Consider the following 18,122-nt stretch of genomic DNA (forward strand, 5'->3'; position numbering starts at 1 on the left):
TCGTCAGTTAGCCAAAGGCCAGCCATGGCAGATCGAGCTCTCAGACGACCAAATCCGTCAGCTTCGCAATCGGGTACGACGCACCAAGCGTTCGAAGAAGGAGGCATCATGAAGTCATCGGCTCGCCGATCATGTCGTGCCATTGGGCAACGGGCAGCTGGGCGGTAATCAATGTCGATTTGCGCCTGTAGCGCTCTTCGAATATTTCGAGGAGATCGAGGCGCTGCTGGTCGTTGAGGGTGTGGGTGCCCCAGTCGTCGAGGATGAGCAACTGGACACGTACGAGCTTATCGATGAGGCGCGGGAAGCGACCATCGAGACGGGCCATGGCGAGGTCTTCGAACAGGCGCGGCATACGCAAATAAAGGACGGAATGATCGAGCCTGGCCGCCTGGCGTCCGAAGGCACACGCCAGCCAGGTTTTGCCAGTCCCGGTCAGGCCGGTGATGATCAAGTTCTCATGGGCTTTCAGCCAGGCGCCTTGCGCCAGCTGCAGGGTGTTGCGCCGGTCAAGGCCGCGGCGGGACGCGAAGTCGACGTCTTCGATACAGGCGTCGACGAAGCGCAGCTTGGCTGCGGCCAGGCGATTGGTCAGGCGCCGGTCGGCGCGCATGGCGGCTTCGCGATCAAGCATCAGGCCGAGCCACTCGTCGCGGCTGAGATCGGCGGCATTGTCCTGTTCGGCCAATATAGGCGGCCGCCATTCCGGCAAGGCCGAGGGCCTGCATCTGGTCAAGGGTCGGGTGGGTCAGCATCACGATCTTCCTTTCCTTCATTGATAATAGGTGCCGCCACGTATGTTCACGTGGGAGGGCGTGGCTTTGATGGGCTCGGCGGCAGGGCTCGCGCGGTCGAGCCCGGATTTGAGGATGGCGCTCACGGAGGAGTAATTGATCGCGTTGATGGCGAGCGCCCTCTCACAGGCCGCTTCCAGCCGATTGCGCTCGTAGCGCCGAGCCAGGGCGATGATCCCCATGGCGGAGCGATAACCCTGCTCGGGTTGCGGGCGCTCACGCATCATCCGCTCGACCAGGGTGGCGGCGTTGACGCCGATCCGCGCTGCCATCTTGATCAAACTCGCCGGCGTCATATTGGCGTAACGCTGATGGGCCTTGGGCATGTGCTCGTTCACGGTGACATGGCCGCTGCGCTGAGAGCGGCGCACATGGCTGGCGACACGCGTGTGATCCTGGAAGATCTCGACGGCTCGATAGGTGAGCCGGACGTCCACCCGACGGCCGATCAGTCGGTGCGGCACCGAGTAAAAGGTCTTGTCGATTTCGACGTGCTAATCGGGATGGACCTTCGCCGTTTTCCACTCAGCGTATTCGAACGGTTCGCTGGGCAGCGGCGCCAGCGCCTCGCGCTCGATCTCCTCGAACAGCTGCCGGCGGGATTTGCCGATATGGCGCATCGGCCTATTGTTCAGCTCCTCCAGCAAACCGCCGATCGCGGTATTGAGATCGGTCAGGTTGAAGAACCGCCGATGGCGCAGCCGTGCCAGAATCCAGCGTTCGACAATCAGCACCGCGCCTTCAACCTTGCCCTTGTCGCGCGGCTTGCGGCTGCGGGTCGGCAAAATCGTCGTGTCGTAGTGCTCGGCCATGGCGGCAAAGGTTTGGTTGAGCGTCGGCTCGAACCACAACGCCTTGACGACCCCGGCCTTCAGATTGTCGCAGACGATCGCCTTGGGAACTCCGCCGAAGTACGACAGGGCCCGGGTCTGGCCTTCGATCCAATCTGGCAGTCGCTGACCGCAGCTCGCCATAGCGAAGGTCAGCGACGAGGCCCCGAGCACCGCGACAAATATCTGCGCCTGACGGATCTCGCCGGTTTGCGGATCGATCACCTCCACCGTCGGGCCGGCATAGTCGGTCTGCATCACCGCACCCGCCGCGTGGCGGTGGCGGAAAGTGGGGTTCGCCCGGCGCCGATAGGCGTCAAACCTCTCGCAGAACCAAGTGTAACCATAGCCGTCGGGATGAGCCGTCCGGTATTCCTGCCAAAGCAGCGTCAGCGTCACGCCCTTGCGCTTGAGTTCCTGCGCCACCCGTGGCCACTCAGGCTCGCTCAAATCCTGCGGCGGTCGCCCGACCCGCCGGAACAAGGCCCGCTGTAACGCCGCCTCGTTCTCGTAAATCGGCGGCAGCGGCCAGCTCAAGCCCGCTTCACGCGCCCGCAGCAGGTAGGTGGCAACCGAGCTCTTGCTGATCTGCAGCCGCTCCGAGATCGCCCGAACCGACAGGCCCTGCTCGTACGTCAGCCTCAGGATCGATCGTAGGTCCTTCACAGTGGTTCGTTTCGCTTGCTTCCGTCTCGGCATTGCCCCTCTCAAACTCAGCTTGAGAGAGAACATTGCCCGAACGGCGCTCCCGAAAACCAACCTCCCGCAACTGTCCGCGATTTAGCGGAATCCCTGTCCCGGAATTACTGAAATCGCTGTCCGCGAATTACCGAAATCGGTGTCCGGAAATTGCCGAAACACGCATCCTAATCAGCCCGGATCCTGAATCAGCTCGAACGGGCCTAGGGGCGGAACCACGATCCTCGACAATTGCCACCGATGAAGAGCGACGTCAAGCGCGTAACCGACGCGCTTTGGGAAATGCGAGCCATAAAGAACTATGCCGGGCACCGATTGAGCCCATAGCTCGGACACATGGTGGTGAGCTGTCAGGGAACGTCGCGCCCCTTGCTTATCTCGGGTGAAGTGATGCAACTCTCACCCATGCGAACGGGCTTATCAATTTTCGTCGGTGCACGAACGACGTCACCGGATATAAGACGGCAAACGTCGGACGAGAGTATGAATCGAGCGTCAGGGGGTTTGGCCGCTTATCTTCACGCAACGAGCTCTCGGAGGACTTGAATCGTATGCAGCGTAAGATTGTAATATTTCCGACACAGGTCGCGACAATACTTCCTGACAGATAGCAAAAAGCGCGAAATGTCTCAAACCCGCATGACAGGCATCGATTTTCCGCCCAGATAACCACGAATGATGAGTCTCGGCGCCAGCGAAGGCCCTCTGGTTCGCGTAAGATGATTTGCTGTTTTGATGCGTCGCGGTGCTTTTTATCCAATTTCCCATGGTGGCTGCCTCAGCAAGCCTGCGATTTTTAGAATATTCATGCAACGAGCTCTCGAAGGGACTTGAATCGCACGTAGCGTCAGATTGTAGGGTTTCAGACACCAGTCGCGACAATGCGTCGCGCGCAACACTTCCTGACAGGTAGCAAGAATTGCGAATGTCTCCAACCCGTAGGGCCACACCGCTCGACCCCGTCACGCTCCTCGATCAGTCCACTCGAAAGCCTGTTGGCAACGTAGCCTACGCGCCGGACGGGGTACCCGCGCCGGCCAAGTTGAGGCTGCAACAGCACGAGGAGCTCAAGAGCAGTACTCGCTGTCGTCGCGTTCCCGTTGTCGGAGGGGAAATGAAGTTGAGTCCAAGTTCGGTATCCGCCGCCGTTCGTCCCGAGAGGTGGAATGCAGGCGGCGGAACCACCCGTACCACATGCTTGATAACGCCGCTGCGGGGACGGACTCGCCATTCTTCGGTGTGCCAGATGGGCCACAGCCAAGCGGGCGCGTTGGATCTGTCTAAATGCCGGGTTTTCTCGCGCTCCCGATGCACGTCACCGCCCACCGAGACAATCTTTCATAGCCCGCGGCGCATTGGTTGTTTCGTCCCACGTTAGCGGCATCTAGAGCATCGGCCCGCTGCGGGGGTGCGATCTGTCTTCACGCGTTCAAGGTTGCATTTGCTATGACCAAACGACCTCACAGGTCGATGGCATAGCAAGACTCACCGCAGAGTCAGGGCAACATGGGGAGCTTCCAAATGTCTCGTATCAGTTCGGATGCCAATCCAGCCATTCTCTCTTGTGCTTTGGTTTCGATTGCGCGTGCTGGCAATGCGCTCGCCGAGCCGATGTCCGGAAGCACTGCCGAGATTGGCGCGAAGATGCACGAGGGTCCTGCCACAGCGCTCAATGCTCTGGCTGATTCTGGCCTGGTTCCCGACATCAAGACCACGTTGACTGTCAAGGACGCATGCGATCCACAGCAAACGGCCGAAATTGCTAATCGGCAGGCAATGGGCGGAGCGATGTTGGCCGTTGGCAACATTGCTCTTCTTAGTCGGTACCGTCTCCCGACGTTTACGTTGAAGCTGGAGAACTCAATTTCGCCCGACTTCATGGTCGACGGTGATCTGCTTGGTAGTTTTGGCATGAAGAGGCAATGAAATGCGAACGCTACTGGTTGATCATGATGCGGACCTTGCGCGCGCTGTGCAAGGAGCGCTCTCGGATTGCGGTTTCGCCGTTGATGTGGCGGGCACGCTGGATGAGGCGGCGACCGCTCTCGACTACGCCAAGTACGACATTCTCCTGCTCGAGTTGGCCCTACCGGATGGAAACGGCCTGGACTGGCTGAAGCGGTTGAGACGCGACGGACATTTGATGCCTGCCATGGTGATGAGCAGCCGCAATGATCTCGGTAGGCGGATCGCCATTTTCAATGGTGGTGCAGACGATTTTCTGCCCAAGCCCGTGTCTACTGATGAACTCATCGCTCGGATGCGAGCCATTCTGAGGCGATCAACGCAAATGACAGCCCCCGTCGTTGTGTTTGGCAATCTAAAATTCGATCCGATCGCCCGGCAAGTTTCAGTTGGTGGTCGGCCGCTAAAGATTGCACGCCGCGAAGTGTGCATTCTTGAGCATCTGCTCAGCCGCGCAGGTCGCGCCGTGCCACGCGCGTCGCTGGAGGATAGCCTCTATGCGTTTGACAACGAGGTCTCTACCAATGCACTTGAAGTCGCAATCTATCGCTTGCGCGGTCATTTTAATCAGTCTGGTGCGACGCTACGGATCACAACCGCACGCGGCGTCGGCTATATCCTTGAATTGAACAGCGCGGCATCGGCCGCGTAGTCGATCGAACTTGAAAGCAAAGACTACCTTGAAGATCGCTCTTGATAATGAGGGTGGCAGCGATCGACGCTCGATCGTCGCTAGCGCCCTGTGGTCTGCCGTTTGTCCTTCTCTTTCCCACCTCCTGTGCGCGGTCGCTTTGCTATCGCCACTAACTGCCGCAGCTCAGACGACGCGGGACGCTAGAGGGGGGCCGCCGCGCGCGGCTCCTAGCAGCATCAATGGGACGCTGGACCTTTCCTCCTCGCTCGGCAAGACAATTCATTTGCCCGGGCCGGCGGCGAGCATCTTTGTTGCCGACCCGACGATCGCGGATTATCAAGCGCCATCGAACACGACCATCTTCGTCTTTGGCAAGAAGTCCGGACGGACCAGCCTGTTCGCTTTGAACGACAATGGGGAAGCTCTCGCCGAGTTGCGTGTTGTCGTCACGCAACCGATCGAGGATCTGCGTGCCATGCTGAAGGCCCAGGTCGGCGACTATCCGATCCAAGTCAGCTATACCCCCCGCGGCGCGATCCTTAACGGTACGGCTCCCAATGCCGATGTCGTCGCCACTGCCGTGAGGGTCACAGAGCAGTTTCTCGGTCCGGGTGCGCTGGTCTTCAACAAAATTCAGGTCGCCGGATCGTTACAGGTCAATCTGAGCGTTCGCGTAGCGGAGGTCTCACGCAGCGCCATGAAGGAGCTCGGCATCAACCTCTCCGCTTTGGGTCAGAATGGCACTTTTTTCTTTAGCAGCGGCAAAGGTGCTGGTTCCGGCACGGCTAGCGGCGGCGGCAAGGCAGGTATCGGCTTCAGCGCCGGTAGTATCAACGTCGGCGCTGTTCTCGACGCGCTCGCCAGCGAGCACCTCGCTTCCGTACTGGCTGAACCGAATCTCACCGCAATGTCCGGTGAGTCCGCGAGCTTCCTGGCGGGCGGCGAATTTCCAATTCCGGTCATGCAGGACAACCGACAGGTTTCGATCCAATTTCGTCACTTTGGAGTGAGCCTCGACTTCGTCCCGACTGTTCTTAACAACAATCAAATCAATGTCCGCGTGAAACCTGAGGTCAGCGAGATTTCGAAAGTAGGTGAGGTCCAAGTGAACGGTATGGCCGTGCCTGCCCTCTCTACGAGGCGTGCGGAGACCGTTATCGAGCTTGGGAGCGGACAAAGCTTCGCAATAGGGGGGCTAATCAGGCGTAACTTCAGCACGGATATCAGTACTTTTCCTTGGTTAGGCGACCTGCCCATTCTCGGTGCACTGTTTCGCTCTTCGTCCTTTCAAAAGCAGGAGACGGAGCTCGTTATTATCGTCACGCCTTACATCGTGCGGCCAGCATCGAACCCGAACCGGATGAGCGCCCCCGCCGACCGCATCGGACCGCCCTCAGATATGGGGCGCGCCTTGACGAACACGTTGGCAAGCCCGCCGCGAGGCCGCGACGCTCCGCGCACCAGTGTACCAGGCGCGACAGGCGGCGCCGGCTTTATTATCGAATGAGGATCGTCGAATGACTTTACGAGCCCTGCCCCATCTGTTCGTTCTGATGGCGAGCCTAGGCGGCTGCACAAGCACTGCTCTGATCAACACGGGGCCGGCTGAACAACCAAGCATGGTGCAGCAGCAGAACAGTGTCTTGGTGCTGCAGAGCCTTCGTGGCCTCGAGCGGTATCGACTGAGGGATTTCATTGCCGGCGCCAGTCGCGGTCGGTTTGATGCGCTCCATCTCGATATCACCGGCTCGCCCCGGCTCGCCGCGCAGGTAGCCAGCGAGGCCCGCGCAATGGGCGTCGCGCCTTACAACGTCCGCCTGTTCGGCCCTCGCATCGACCGGCCTGTCGGCTTCGCGGTGCGAATCGAGGCCATTGTCTATGAAGCACGTCCTCCCGTATGTCCGTCCCTTTCGATCATTGGTCCTTCGGTTAACGATAATTCGTTCGACCAGACGCTAGGCTGCTCAATCCGCAACAATCTGGGCGTCATGGTCAACGATCCGAGCGACCTGCTGGACAATAGAGCTGTCATGGCAACAAAAGGTGATCGTGCCGCCATTCCTGTTGCCACATATGGGTCCATGGGGCGACGCAACAAGAGCGACTTGGAAGATGGAATTGGCAACAGGTCCTCGCCAGAAGCCGGGTCAACGGCGACGAGGGATATACAGTCGCCTCGATAGCGCGCCGGATGGCGCAATCATTGCTGCCATAAGCAATGTCTAGACCAGCCCGGCGGAATAGAGTGCTCTCGCAACCCCTTCAAAGTACTTCCCAGGAACGACGTTGCCCAGCCTGGCATTCCGGATGAGCTGCCGCGCCAGGGCTGGATCCTGGACAATGCTGAGGCGCAGCGACTGCGCCTCAACAAGCAGTCGTGAGGCAAGTTCGCCCTCACCACGGCAAACCACGATCGGCACGCCGGTCTCGCCACGAATGTAGCGAAGCCCAATCAAGATCGCTTGTCCTGTCACTATCAATGTGGCGCGATGGACGCCAAGCGGAGGCTCGTTCGCCGTCTCCTGACGAAGGCGACGGTGTTCTCGTTTGACCTGCGGATTGCCCTGCTGTTCTTTGGACTCGCGTTTGGCCTCAGTCTCCGTCATGCGCATGTCCTGTAAAAACAACCAGCGCTGGATAAGAAGATCGGCCAATCCGGCGATCAGAAAAGCACCGGCAGCAATTTCGGTCAGCAATTTGATCTCAGTGAACACGAAGTTGAGACATCCCCTACCGCAGGTTGGCAAGTATACCAGCGCCTTCCAACTTGCGATAACCGTGAGTAGCAAGCTTGCGCCGAGAACGCACACCTTAAGAAGCGACTTCGAGAGTTCAATGAGCGACCGCTTAGACGCAATCCGCTTGAGCCCCTTCATGGGATCCAATTTCTCGAATTTCGGCTTTAAGGACTCGAAAGAGACGTTTAATCCACCATTGGCAAGGACCCCTGCTAGAATACCAGCGGCAACACCGGCCCCGAGGAATGGACCAACGGCCGCAAGAAACAGTTCGATCAAGCCGCCCAGCGCCTGCTGGACCGCGCTTGTGAACGGCTGCCCCTGCAGTTTGTCGATTAGCCGTACCGTTTCATACCACTTGGTCTCAATGAGGCCCGCTCTTAACCAGAGGCAGCCGAAACCGGCGCACACACTGACTGCGCTGACCAAATCGGTGCTGCGCGGACTCTGCCCTTTCTTGCGCGCATCTTTTAGCTTCTTGGGAGTGGGGGGGAGCTTCTTCTCTTCGCTCGAGCCACTCATTTAAGGAGGTTCTTGAACAACTCGAGCACGGTGTTGGACTGACTGATCTCCGATCCCATATATTCGACGAGGAAGGTGGCGTAACTTACCATGATTATCCCATACGCCAGATTCTTCATGGTGGGAGAGACATCGTTCAGTTTGAGTTGCGGCGCAAACCGCCCGAGTATCATGACCGATACATCGAGTAGCAGCAGGAATGCCAACACGGGGCCAGAGACCAGTAGCGCCGTATACATGATGTGACCGAGAAGCCCCAGAAATGCCATCGCGCCTTGCACGGTCAAGCTAGGCATCAGCCGATACACGGGCCAGATCAAATAGCTGCCATAAAGGCCCCTAATCATATTCTCCAATCCCCCGGCTAGAACGAAAATCGAAATCGCAGTGGTACCGAGTAAAACCGCCGTCGCCGAAGCCTGGCCACGCGTGGCTGGATCATCGGAAGCAACAGGGTTCGTAATCCCCCTTTGGGTATCGATGATCTCACCCACTGCCTGGATGCTCCATAACGGAATACTGAGCAAAAAGCCGATGAGCAGGCCGACGAACACCTCCTTCAAACCGAGTAGCGTGACACTGATCAGTCGTGAGCCCTCATCCAGCGACTGCAAGCCGAGCCTGATCTGCAACAGGCATGGCAGTCCCATCGCAAAGGTCACGCAGCCGCGGATCAGCCCCCTAATGCGCGGCAGCGTAAACACGGGAAGGACCAACATAATGCCAAGGGCGCGGGCTGCCGCGAGCCCGGCTGCGAGCACGAGTTCGATCGCCTCCTGGATCAGAGTTTGCGTCTCGGTGAATGAGGGGACGTTCATCTAACGTCGGCTAATACTTGCTGTGAGTGCGGGAAAGTCGGTAAATACCTGCTCTGCTTCCTTGATCAGCGCGGCGCTGAGCACTGGAGAGAACAAAGCGATCACCGCGACAACGACCAGAAGCTTCACAGTCAGTGGCAAAGTTTGATCCTGAAGCTGCGTTGCCGCCTGCATGATGCCGACGACTAAGCCGACAACGACCGCCGCGATAAGCGGTGGCAGAACCCAGATCATAAAGAGCACAAGTGACCGGCTCATATGAGTGAGAATGCTTGCCTCATCCATGCTCAGCCTCCCGGCGTTGTGTAGCTGAGCACCAGCCCGTGCATGAGCCGCGACCAGCCGTCGATTGAGACGAATAGAAACAGCTTAAAAGGCACGGATATCACCGTTGGCGAAACCATCGACATACCCATGGCCATCAAGATGGTCGTTACAATCAGATCGATGGTGATAAAGGGCAGATAGAGAAGAAACCCAATTTCGAAGCCACGCTTGAGTTCTGAAATTAGGAAAGATGGCACCAGAATGACCAGGTCATCGGCGCTCACGTTGCCGCGCATGTCCTCGGGCCAGACCTGTTCGGTTGAAGCCAAGAAGAAACGGCGCTGCTCGTCAGCGGTGAACTTCTTCAGATGCCCGCGCAGCGGCTCCTGCGCCTCCTTTGCGGCGCTCAGCCAATCATCGACCGTTTGGTAGCGGAGTTGTGGCGCAGAAAGGCGATTATAGGTCTGTTCAATCACTGGCGCGCTAATGAAAACTGTCAGGATCAGCGCCGCGCCATATAGAACGAGGTTCGGTGGGATAGATTGAGTCCCGAGCGCGTTGCGAACGAGGAAGAGCACGACGGACACCTTTATGAACGCTGTGCTTGTTACGACTAGGAACGCCAGCAGGCCAAGGCCGGCTGTGAGCGCAAGGAGTCCAAGAATTCCCGGTTGAATGTCAGTCATTGACGGCCAACCTGCCCCGCAACCTGACGCCAAGCTCCCCGCCGATGCTTACGATGTCCCCGCGGCCTATGCGGCGGCCGTTAGCAAGGATATCAACCGGTCCGTCGAGCGGCCGGCCAAGTTCGAACACATGTCCCTCGCTGATATCCCTCAAGGCTCCGAGTGCGACAGTCCAGCGGCCGCATTCGAAAACAAGAGTAATCTCGATGTTGTCGAGATCACTTTCAGATGGCGGCCGGGGTTTTTCGGATTGAGTCATCATATGTGCACACTCCAGGGGATGTGGTTGGAGGCGGAATGCCCCTCGCACGATCAAGCGATCCTCTGCAACATGTGCCGGAGCCCATAAGGTTCCCGCGTTGAGGATGGCTTGGCCACGGGCCAAGGGTATTACGTCCGGCAATAGAGCGTCTCCTGCATTTGCTTTCCCTAGCAGCGCAACCGTCGCACGGAGCGAGCCGATCTCTCCCTTAACGATGACAGGCAATTCTGGGGGAAGCTGGCGTGCCTCTCGCGGCAGCTGCCTGAGCAGTCCGCCTAACGCCCGAAACGCGGGTGGAACTGAACCATCGAGAGGTGAGAACAGGAGCAGGCGCGCTTTTCCCTTGAATGGGCGGTAGGTGATTTCGAGCTCCAGATAAGGACCCCGAGCCGTTGCTTCGCTCAAACAGATCAGCTGCAACTTCTGTTGTGTCAGCCCCTCTAGTTGATCGAGCAACGGATCGAGTGCAAATTCGAGGAGGAGCGAACGAGTTGGCTCGGCAGGTAGGCCAAGCTCACTTTGCACCGTCGCGATCAGCCCTTCTACAACCGGACGGGCCAACGATAAGATGATTGTTTCATGTCCGATGGTCCAAACGCAGTCGAGCATCGATACGGCACACGGCTCCGGCTCCCAGACAAGCCGTTCCATCCGCACGGATAGCGGCTTATCGCTGAGACGGCTTTGCAGAGGCTTGCGGGCAGCAGCGATCTCGTTGAGCCAAGAGACGACCGCAGGGGACAGGGTTAGCGCCGGTTTAAATCCCGATTGTTCACGCGTAGCCATGGTCACAGGCGCGTCTACAAGACAAGGCGCTTTCCCTAGCATAGAAGAAGCCATCAGATTCAGTCGCTAGCCGTGTGAGTACGCGAACCACTGCGATACCGAAGCAAAACCTCATCATCGGCCTCTATCTCGGCTTCCGCCTCTGAATGGGCATCACTCGCGCGCTGAACGTCGCCTTCAATTTGCTGCCATTTGTGACTCGCCGCCGAGCACTTGGTCAAAGTGGTCCGCGCCTCGAAGACCGCCGTCTCGGTCCGCTCTTGAGCGGCGCGCGCTTCCTCAAGCGTTCGGCGTGCTCCTGCGATCTCAGCTTTGAGCCGCCCAATGACGATGTGACTGCGACGATCGAGCTCTTCGACAGATAGCGAATCAAAAGATGCCAGTTCTCGGTAAAGCTCCGCTTCGAGCGCCGCTTGGTTTTTCTCGGCCGTTGCAAGATCCCGGACAGCTTGTTCCACCGCTTGAAGCGCGGTGCGGCGCTTGGCTTCCATGTTGTACACCTCACGAAGGGCGCTCCGCTGTCTCATGTCCTTCACTAGCCGCAATTTCGAGGCATGGACGCGATTCACGCGGTCAGACGCGACATCCATGTGACCGTCTCCTCAAAGCTTGACGCCTCGTCTCCGCCCTGACGCAGGAATTTCCGCAACTCCTCGATCGAATTAATTGCCCGGTCTGTCAGAGGATCACTGCCTTGCTTATATTCGCCAACCTTCACCAAGAACTCGGCCTCGGCGTAGCGGGAGAGCAGATCACGGAAGAAGGAAGCCGCCTTTCGATGCGACACAGAGACGACCGCATTCATCACGCGGCTGCGGCTTGACAATACGTCAATAGCTGGAAAATGCTCGCGCGCAGCCAAAAGGCGTGAGAGAACAACGTGGCCATCAAGAATGCCTCGTGATTCTTCGGCGATTGGATCACCCGAGCCGTCGCCTTCGACAAGCACAGTATAGAAGGCCGTGATCGAGCCGCGCTCGCCCATGCCGGCACGCTCCAACAGGCCAGGAAGCATCGCAAAAACCGATGGCGGAAAGCCGCGCCGCGTCGGCGGCTCTCCTGCCGCAAGGCCAATTTCGCGCATGGCGCGGCTAAAGCGCGTCAATGAGTCCATCATCAGGACGACGCGAAGTCCTTCATCACGAAAATATTCGGCGACTGCCGTCGCCATGTGAGCGCATTGCGCTCGTTCCATTGCCGAGCGATCGGAGGTCTCAACGACAACGACGGTGCGGCGAAGCGCTGCCTCACCAAGGTGCTGCTCGATGAATTCCCGCACCTCACGACCGCGCTCACCGATCAACGCGACTATGGTGGCGTCGGCAGCCGCGCCTTTTACGATCTGCGACAGGAGCGTCGACTTACCGCACCCTGGGTCTCCGTAGATGCCGATCCGCTGCCCCTCGCCACATGTTAGAAGCCCATCCAAGACACGGACGCCGAGTGGCAATGTTCGCTCGATACCGCGCCTTGTCATGGGGTTGGGGGCCTTGCCGCGCAGCGGGCGAGTTTGAGCGGCGTTGATTGGACCCTTTCCGTCGATCGGACGGCCGAAGCTGTCGATCACCCGGCCAAGCAAATCGGGGCCGACCGGAACTTCATGCATTCGTCCGGTCGCGACCACTTCTGCTCGGCTGGATAAGCCCGCCATGTCACCAATGGGAGTGAGCAATACCCCATCTTGCGATAGGCCGATCACCTCGGCCTCGAGCGACCATCCGGTGCGGGGATCCTGCAACAGGCAAAGCTCCCCTATACGCGCCTCTGGCAAGACGGCATGGAGCAAGGTGCCGACCGCCCGTGTGATCCGCCCTCGTACAGCACGCGTGTCGATATGCTTTGCTGTAGATTTCAGAGACGATAGCGCGGCGTGCAGATTCCTCTCTCCCGCCGCATGGGTGGCTGATGTGGTCATAGCCCGTCTTCCTTTGATGGCAAACCCAGGCCAAGGCGTAGAGCCCGCAGCTGCGCGGCAACTCCAATGTCTACATTGCCAAATTCGCTCCACAACACGCACTGCTCTGTCGTTAGAGCCGGATCCGGAGCAACCCGCACTTTCGGCCGGCCCTCCTGTCCATCGCACGTAGCGAACTTGCGCGCTAGCGCATCGGCTTTCAGAGGAGAGACATGAAGGCAAATTTCCGCGCTACCATATTTTTGCTCGATCGCATTACGAACGGTCCTCACCAACATCTCGCCTGGATCAAACGCGCCCAGCAGATCGCTCACGATCTCCATGACGAGCTGCGGCAACTCCTGCTCCAGAATGGCTTTTCGCTGCGCAAGTGCGGAAGCAGCCTGCGCAATCAGCCGAGACATTTCCTCGGCGCCGCTCTTGAAGCCATCCGCACAGCCGCGCGCCCGCTCCCGCTTATAAGCTGTCCGTCCCCAGCCGCGAACGCGTTGCAGATGCCGCTCGGCAGCCGCGCGCGCCTCTACGGCATCGCACCAGATCCCGATCTCGGCCGCCGATATGAGAGGCCCGAGCGGCCGTATCTCGGGGGCCACCGGCGGCGCTGGGTCATCAGCTGTCATGCCGTGGCGTCTCCCTCGACAAATGGACTATCACCAAGGAAAGCACTGGGCCCGCGGCATTGCGGTGTTCGGCCGCTGGATTCTCGGCAGCAGTGCCCATGGGCAAGCGTAACAGCACGCGCGTGCGATCAAGTGCCGAGGCTTCGTCGAGCCAAGCACCTAGGCAGGCATGGCCATCGTGTTCAATCTGTTGCGAAAGTTGCTCCGGATCAGCGGTAGCGGTGATTGCGACCGCGCTGGCCAAGTTCCGGATACCGAAAGCGTGCGCTTCTGCCCCGATACGCCCGAGCAGAATCGCGAGATGCTGCTTTGAGACGAGCTTTAGGAGCGAGCCAGCATGCCAGATACTGCCGGCAAGCAAAGCAGCCCTATTCGGATCATGGCCGAGCAGAAGATCAGTTCCCCAGTTACGGCCGTTGGAGTCCATTTCATTACCAAGCAGCATTTCAGCAAGTCTTACCTGCAGCCTTGAGCTCTTCTGTAGCCGGACCAAAGTCGAAGCCGACAGCCGCCCGTCAAGACGGGCAGCAAATCGGGTCAGATGGGTCGAGGCAGCAAGCTCGCGCAGCCCCTCAGAGGTCGATTCGGACGTCGTATGAGAACCGGAGCATGGCAGCGGTATGGGCATCTGCGCACTCCTATGCCTTGTCGGAGGTGATCTTTTTACCGGGAGGCGGGATAGCGGGCGTGTTCGAACGGTTGCCAAGTCTGGATCGCGCGCGCGACTGCTGGGCGCGCTGATGCATACGAGAGCCCAGGAATATGTAGCACAGAAGGCCAATCGCAGCGCCGCCCCCTCCGATACCGGCCGCAAGTAGCGGGTCTGAAATGGATTTGGTCGACTGAGCGGACGCAGCTCGCGGGGCAGGCTGCTCAAGCGGAGCCCGCTCAACCGGCACAAAGACCACCACCACCTTGTCATAGGATAGGCCCTCGATGCTGTTGGTGACCAGCATCTTGATCTGCGGTTGCAGGAGCGAGAGCTTTGCATTGGAGTTATGTCGAATGAACACCGACGCTGAGGACGGCATCGTGTCCTGGCGCAATAGATCATTTTTTGGCAAAACAACGTGGACACGCGCGGATATGACGCCGTCGATATCGCTAATCGTGCGCGACAATTCTTCGCTCAGGGCATAAACGTAGCGGGCGCGCTCCTCGATCGGCGAGGCAACCAGGCCCGATCCTTTGAACACCTCGCCGAGGTTCTTGAAAGGGTGGCGCGGCAACCCTTCGAGATTTAGCAGCTCAATCGAAAAGGCTAGCTGCTTCTCTTCGACCTGGATCGTGCTGGTCCCGTCCTTGGCAGTAACACGGACCGCATCGACTCCCTTGCTAAGCAGGAGAGCAAGCATCTCATTGGCCTCGCGCTCCTGCACTTTGGTGTAGAGATCGGCCTTACAGCCAATCAAGGGGAGGAGAAGCGATAGCACGGCAAAAACACGCAACCACTGACCGGATAGGCGGGCATGGCCGTTTTGTCCATAGATGAAAGCAGACGTCAACGAACTCAGCCCGCCGATAGCAATTTGTTCAAAGATGAGCTGACGGCGCTGGTGCTCTTGGACACAAGCGAAACCTCGACGACACCCTTGTAAACGTCCCGCAGACCCGCAACCATCGCGTCGAAGTCGAGCACCCCTTCCGGCTTGCCCGCGGGGCTCGCCCCGACTAGCTGCGACCGTGAAAGCGGCTGAGCGGCCGGCCCAGGTTGAACGGTCTTCGAAATGGCGGTCACACCGCCGCTCGTTGCAGAAGGAATGGGATTGCTCCGATACATCGAAGAGAGAGCCTGGAGCACGCGCTCGCCAGGCGGGCTCGCCTGCACTGCTGCACGCTGAACCTCTGACACCGCAGGAACGGACGCTGCTCTATCGGTAACTGAGGAGGCAGCGTCTGATGTCGAAGCGACATGCAGAAGAGTCTGCTGAAACTGGCACTGCTGGCCGATGGCTGCCGGCTGGCAGAGCCCGGACAGACCGTCGTTAGGCTTCAGAGAGATCGGCGTAGCGCCTAGCATGATCGAAGGTGTCATTGGTTTGGGCTGCGATGAGACATCGCCCTTGTTAAGAATTGATGGTCAATACCGTAAAGAGGCCAGCTGACCGCAAGCTGACGAACATGCGAGCCATAAGGCCATTTTAAAGATCACGCTTGGCTTCCAATTTGGGCGAAGTCTTAATACTTGTTCTCAGGTCGAAGGGACTTGGGAATGCTAAGCCGACGCACGATCCTGAACATTTTAAACCGAGTTGCGGGCGCAGGAGTTTTCCTTTGCTCCGGGGTACTCACGGCGTTTGGGGCTCCGCTCTCGCTGCCTTCGGCACCTTATAGCTACACGGTTCTGGATCAGGACCTGTCTGCCGCACTGCTGGAATTCGGTAACAACCTCAATATCAGAGTGAACGTCAGCGCGGAGGTGAAGGGTCGGATTCGCGGGCGCATCCCAGATCTGCCACCGCGCGAGTTCCTGGACCGTTTGACCAATCTCTACAATCTTCAATGGTACTACGATGGGCTCGTGCTGTATGTATCTGCTGCAAATGAGGCGCAAAGTCGTCTGCTTGTGTTGAAGCCGATCAGCTTCGATGCATTCAAAGCGGCCCTCGATGCACTCAATATCTCCGACGAGCGCTATCTTGTGAGACCGGCACCAGGAGATGGCCTCGTCCTGGTTTCTGGTCCACCACGCTTCATCGCGCTCTTAGACCAAACGCTCAACGGCCTTGTAGCGGAGGCGCAGGCGCGGCCGCACGCTGCGGTCGAAAAGCAGTCTCGGGAATCGGTGCTGAAGTTATTTCGTGGCTCCTCAACCACGGTCGTTCGCGAGGGACGACCGGAAGCCCCCTATTCTTCCGACGCGCCGCGTCAGGACAGCATCGTGCGCGAGCCTGCGCCGGGCCAGAGATGAAATTTAGAATGCGCGGCAGCTTTCGGCGGAAGTCAATGCCGTCTCCATTGGCTCATTTTGAATCCTTCTGATGCTCGTCAGCTTCTCGAAAGCTCACCCTCCTAGCATGAGAGCGCGGATGTCTCGACGGCGATGCCGTCTATCCACCGTCATGCAACGTCGGGGCACCCGATGCTCGGAATAACCGCAAACCTGGTTGGCGCCATTGTTGCCGGCAGATTGGAGGCTGCAGCTCAAGGCGAGAGTTCTCAGTGGTTCTCCGTAGTCGCGATGCAAGTGGCCTTCTTCAAAGAATGGCTCGAGCCGCTCCATGTGAAGGAGGAACAGGATGGATTTCAACTCAATCGACCCACTGAACACGGACCCACAGCCCGCCTCACCGCCACCGCCCGAGGATCCAACGGGCTTTGAGCACCAGCTGAGCGAGTTGCAAGATAGTCCCCCGCCATATGCTGCGTGGTCGCCAGTGCCGCAGGGGGAAGCCTATTCGCCACATTTGGAGGCCGAGCATCCCTATTCGTCACATTTGAGTTAGGACGATGATCTGCGTACGCCGGCTGCGGCCCCCCTAGGCCATTAACGGCCGCCGGCGAAAGTTTGCTGCGGCCCAGCTCGCAGCAGACGATTGCTCCATCGCTGGCGGAAGCCCTAGGTTTCGATCAGGACTTGATTTGGCAGAAGGTCGAACCCGGTCCAATGCAAGCCGAGCCATCCTCGGCCGCCGGCGAACGGGCCCAGCTCGCAGCAGCCGCCTGCTCAGTCGCTGGCGGAAGCCCCCGATAAGGACCGGTTTGGGAGGAGCTCGAACCCAGGCTGCTACAGGCCGAGCCATCGCATGCCGCGCCATCACAAGCCGGGCCATCGTCGTCCACGGGGGATGCGCCACTGGAACTCGGAAATTTCGTCATGGAAAACGGACGTCGCGCCAGCGAGTACTGGGTCTTCTGTCCTCAAACGGCCTCGAACGCCCAGCTCAACGTGCTAAGAACCGCCGGACTCATGCCGAGCAAGGACGCACCGACAACCTTCTCTATCCTAGCTGTGCCCCACACAGCCGAGTGGCGAGAAGAGGATTTTGTCCGTCTCAATCCGTCGCTTGACCCTAGCCTCTGGCCTGGATACTCGGGTGAGGATTTCCCCCACCGGGTAGGCGTTTCCACAGCCCAGCTTGCGGCAGAGCCATGCCCCTCCCCGCTGAAACAGACCTTTGGGATGCCGCCGGTGGCAGGAGCACTTGGCGGCGTCCCTTCTGTGCCGGCGTCGATTATCTTGGCTAGGCTATGTTGGCCTCGCGCCAAGATGATTGTACGCGGTCAATTAATTATGTGTCACTTTAAGAGATCTGGTCAGGCAGTCGGCGCGGACAGGATATCCTGGCTGAGACGACGCAGATATCCCCGCAAGCTTCCGGTTCCCAACCGGCAGAGGTTTTTGAAAACACCTCCTGCGGACGTTCCGTCGCATTGACGGCATCGCTTGCCGCGACCGCAGCTGTCGCGGCCGCAAAAAAGAAGTTCAGAGCGCATGTCACCTCACGAACACAAAGTTAATTGGGTGTTGCCGGCGTTGCGGCGGATGGCGCGGCGCCTGGCTGTACTGCCGCTGGCGGCGGCGTCGTGGCCGATGGCGCGGTGGTCGACTGGGCTGCGGCCTGCGGGGAGCTGCCGACGATGAC

17 protein-coding genes and 1 pseudogene are annotated in these 18,122 nt (G+C 59.0%); 5 read left to right on the plus strand and 13 right to left on the minus strand.

The annotated features are described in order from the left end of the window. Window positions 1-106: 106 nt before the first annotated feature. Together C7G61_RS40075 and istA are read right to left on the minus strand one after the other, a co-directional pair. Complete coding sequence (locus C7G61_RS40075) at window positions 107-688, minus strand: ATP-binding protein (protein ID WP_274542315.1); 582 nt, start codon at window positions 686-688, stop codon at window positions 107-109. A gap of 84 nt (window positions 689-772) precedes the next feature. Then, window positions 773-2,323, minus strand: a pseudogene (gene istA / locus C7G61_RS40080) (IS21 family transposase). A 1,521-nt stretch (window positions 2,324-3,844) separates the two neighbouring features. Between istA and C7G61_RS40085 the strand changes: the two are divergent. From C7G61_RS40085 to C7G61_RS40100, 4 genes are all read left to right on the plus strand, one after another. Further along, window positions 3,845-4,249, plus strand: coding sequence for a type 1 periplasmic-binding domain-containing protein (locus tag C7G61_RS40085; protein ID WP_108523093.1), 405 nt, complete (start codon window positions 3,845-3,847; stop codon window positions 4,247-4,249). Between the two features lies 1 nt (window position 4,250). Continuing rightward, window positions 4,251-4,940 (plus strand): response regulator, encoded by a 690-nt coding sequence (locus tag C7G61_RS40090; RefSeq protein WP_108523094.1) that lies wholly within the window; start codon window positions 4,251-4,253, stop codon window positions 4,938-4,940. A gap of 73 nt (window positions 4,941-5,013) precedes the next feature. Further along, the gene (locus C7G61_RS40095) at window positions 5,014-6,429 is read left to right on the plus strand and encodes a type II and III secretion system protein family protein (protein WP_244608707.1); all 1,416 of its coding nucleotides are present in this window, start codon (window positions 5,014-5,016) and stop codon (window positions 6,427-6,429) included. 10 nt (window positions 6,430-6,439) lie between these two features. Beyond that, complete coding sequence (locus C7G61_RS40100; RefSeq protein ID WP_108523095.1) at window positions 6,440-7,105, plus strand: CpaD family pilus assembly lipoprotein; 666 nt, start codon at window positions 6,440-6,442, stop codon at window positions 7,103-7,105. Between the two features lie 39 nt (window positions 7,106-7,144). On the opposite strand, the gene C7G61_RS40105 is transcribed toward C7G61_RS40100, so the two are convergent. From C7G61_RS40105 to C7G61_RS45305, 11 genes are read right to left on the minus strand one after another with little or no spacing between them, the layout of a single operon-like run. Beyond that, window positions 7,145-8,182 (minus strand): EscU/YscU/HrcU family type III secretion system export apparatus switch protein, encoded by a 1,038-nt coding sequence (locus C7G61_RS40105; protein ID WP_108523096.1) that lies wholly within the window; start codon window positions 8,180-8,182, stop codon window positions 7,145-7,147. Next, window positions 8,179-9,000 (minus strand): type III secretion system export apparatus subunit SctT, encoded by an 822-nt coding sequence (gene sctT, locus C7G61_RS40110; protein WP_108523097.1) that lies wholly within the window; start codon window positions 8,998-9,000, stop codon window positions 8,179-8,181. Before sctT ends, C7G61_RS40105 begins: the two co-directional genes overlap by 4 nt. Then, entirely contained in the window at window positions 9,001-9,285 is a 285-nt protein-coding gene (locus C7G61_RS40115) for an EscS/YscS/HrcS family type III secretion system export apparatus protein (RefSeq protein WP_108523098.1), read from the minus strand. A gap of 2 nt (window positions 9,286-9,287) precedes the next feature. Continuing rightward, window positions 9,288-9,953, minus strand: coding sequence for a type III secretion system export apparatus subunit SctR (gene sctR / locus C7G61_RS40120; RefSeq protein WP_108523099.1), 666 nt, complete (start codon window positions 9,951-9,953; stop codon window positions 9,288-9,290). Next, window positions 9,946-11,001 (minus strand): type III secretion system cytoplasmic ring protein SctQ, encoded by a 1,056-nt coding sequence (gene sctQ / locus C7G61_RS40125; RefSeq protein ID WP_108523100.1) that lies wholly within the window; start codon window positions 10,999-11,001, stop codon window positions 9,946-9,948. The genes sctR and sctQ overlap by 8 nt, the downstream gene beginning before the upstream one ends. Window positions 11,002-11,060: 59 nt before the next feature. After that, window positions 11,061-11,591: a YscO family type III secretion system apparatus protein gene (locus C7G61_RS40130; RefSeq protein WP_108523101.1), complete on the minus strand. Its 531-nt coding sequence runs from the start codon at window positions 11,589-11,591 to the stop codon at window positions 11,061-11,063. Beyond that, the gene (gene sctN, locus C7G61_RS40135) at window positions 11,567-12,916 is read right to left on the minus strand and encodes a type III secretion system ATPase SctN (RefSeq protein WP_108523102.1); all 1,350 of its coding nucleotides are present in this window, start codon (window positions 12,914-12,916) and stop codon (window positions 11,567-11,569) included. Before sctN ends, C7G61_RS40130 begins: the two co-directional genes overlap by 25 nt. Further along, window positions 12,913-13,536, minus strand: coding sequence for a type III secretion system stator protein SctL (sctL, locus tag C7G61_RS40140; protein ID WP_108523103.1), 624 nt, complete (start codon window positions 13,534-13,536; stop codon window positions 12,913-12,915). The genes sctN and sctL overlap by 4 nt, the downstream gene beginning before the upstream one ends. Further along, window positions 13,526-14,164, minus strand: a complete 639-nt coding sequence (locus C7G61_RS40145; RefSeq protein ID WP_108523104.1) for a nodulation protein NolU — start codon at window positions 14,162-14,164, stop codon at window positions 13,526-13,528. The genes sctL and C7G61_RS40145 overlap by 11 nt, the downstream gene beginning before the upstream one ends. A gap of 10 nt (window positions 14,165-14,174) precedes the next feature. Then, the gene (gene sctJ, locus C7G61_RS40150) at window positions 14,175-15,041 is read right to left on the minus strand and encodes a type III secretion system inner membrane ring lipoprotein SctJ (protein WP_375293226.1); all 867 of its coding nucleotides are present in this window, start codon (window positions 15,039-15,041) and stop codon (window positions 14,175-14,177) included. A 5-nt stretch (window positions 15,042-15,046) separates the two neighbouring features. Continuing rightward, window positions 15,047-15,571: a nodulation protein NolB gene (locus tag C7G61_RS45305; RefSeq protein ID WP_338026182.1), complete on the minus strand. Its 525-nt coding sequence runs from the start codon at window positions 15,569-15,571 to the stop codon at window positions 15,047-15,049. A gap of 177 nt (window positions 15,572-15,748) precedes the next feature. On the opposite strand from C7G61_RS45305, the gene C7G61_RS40160 reads away from it, so the two are divergent. Further along, the gene (locus tag C7G61_RS40160; RefSeq protein ID WP_108523105.1) at window positions 15,749-16,447 is read left to right on the plus strand and encodes a secretin N-terminal domain-containing protein; all 699 of its coding nucleotides are present in this window, start codon (window positions 15,749-15,751) and stop codon (window positions 16,445-16,447) included. Window positions 16,448-18,122: the final 1,675 nt, after the last annotated feature.

Origin of the sequence: Bradyrhizobium algeriense (genome assembly GCF_003062295.1) — a bacterium.
Taxonomy (GTDB): domain Bacteria; phylum Pseudomonadota; class Alphaproteobacteria; order Rhizobiales; family Xanthobacteraceae; genus Bradyrhizobium; species Bradyrhizobium algeriense.

Bases quoted from the DNA above. Each gene is read 5' to 3' on its own strand.
- C7G61_RS40100 (WP_108523095.1), top strand. From the start codon at position 6,440: ATGACTTTACGAGCCCTGCCCCATCTGTTCGTTCTGATGGCGAGCCTA.
- sctT (WP_108523097.1), bottom strand. From the start codon at position 9,000: ATGAACGTCCCCTCATTCACCGAGACGCAAACTCTGATCCAGGAGGCG.
- C7G61_RS40085 (WP_108523093.1), top strand. From the start codon at position 3,845: ATGTCTCGTATCAGTTCGGATGCCAATCCAGCCATTCTCTCTTGTGCT.
- sctN (WP_108523102.1), bottom strand. From the start codon at position 12,916: ATGACCACATCAGCCACCCATGCGGCGGGAGAGAGGAATCTGCACGCC.
- sctR (WP_108523099.1), bottom strand. From the start codon at position 9,953: ATGACTGACATTCAACCGGGAATTCTTGGACTCCTTGCGCTCACAGCC.
- C7G61_RS40115 (WP_108523098.1), bottom strand. From the start codon at position 9,285: ATGGATGAGGCAAGCATTCTCACTCATATGAGCCGGTCACTTGTGCTC.
- C7G61_RS45305 (WP_338026182.1), bottom strand. From the start codon at position 15,571: ATGACACCTTCGATCATGCTAGGCGCTACGCCGATCTCTCTGAAGCCT.
- C7G61_RS40145 (WP_108523104.1), bottom strand. From the start codon at position 14,164: ATGCCCATACCGCTGCCATGCTCCGGTTCTCATACGACGTCCGAATCG.
- sctQ (WP_108523100.1), bottom strand. From the start codon at position 11,001: ATGGCTACGCGTGAACAATCGGGATTTAAACCGGCGCTAACCCTGTCC.
- C7G61_RS40130 (WP_108523101.1), bottom strand. From the start codon at position 11,591: ATGGATGTCGCGTCTGACCGCGTGAATCGCGTCCATGCCTCGAAATTG.
- C7G61_RS40160 (WP_108523105.1), top strand. From the start codon at position 15,749: ATGCTAAGCCGACGCACGATCCTGAACATTTTAAACCGAGTTGCGGGC.
- sctL (WP_108523103.1), bottom strand. From the start codon at position 13,536: ATGACAGCTGATGACCCAGCGCCGCCGGTGGCCCCCGAGATACGGCCG.
- C7G61_RS40090 (WP_108523094.1), top strand. From the start codon at position 4,251: ATGCGAACGCTACTGGTTGATCATGATGCGGACCTTGCGCGCGCTGTG.
- C7G61_RS40105 (WP_108523096.1), bottom strand. From the start codon at position 8,182: ATGAGTGGCTCGAGCGAAGAGAAGAAGCTCCCCCCCACTCCCAAGAAG.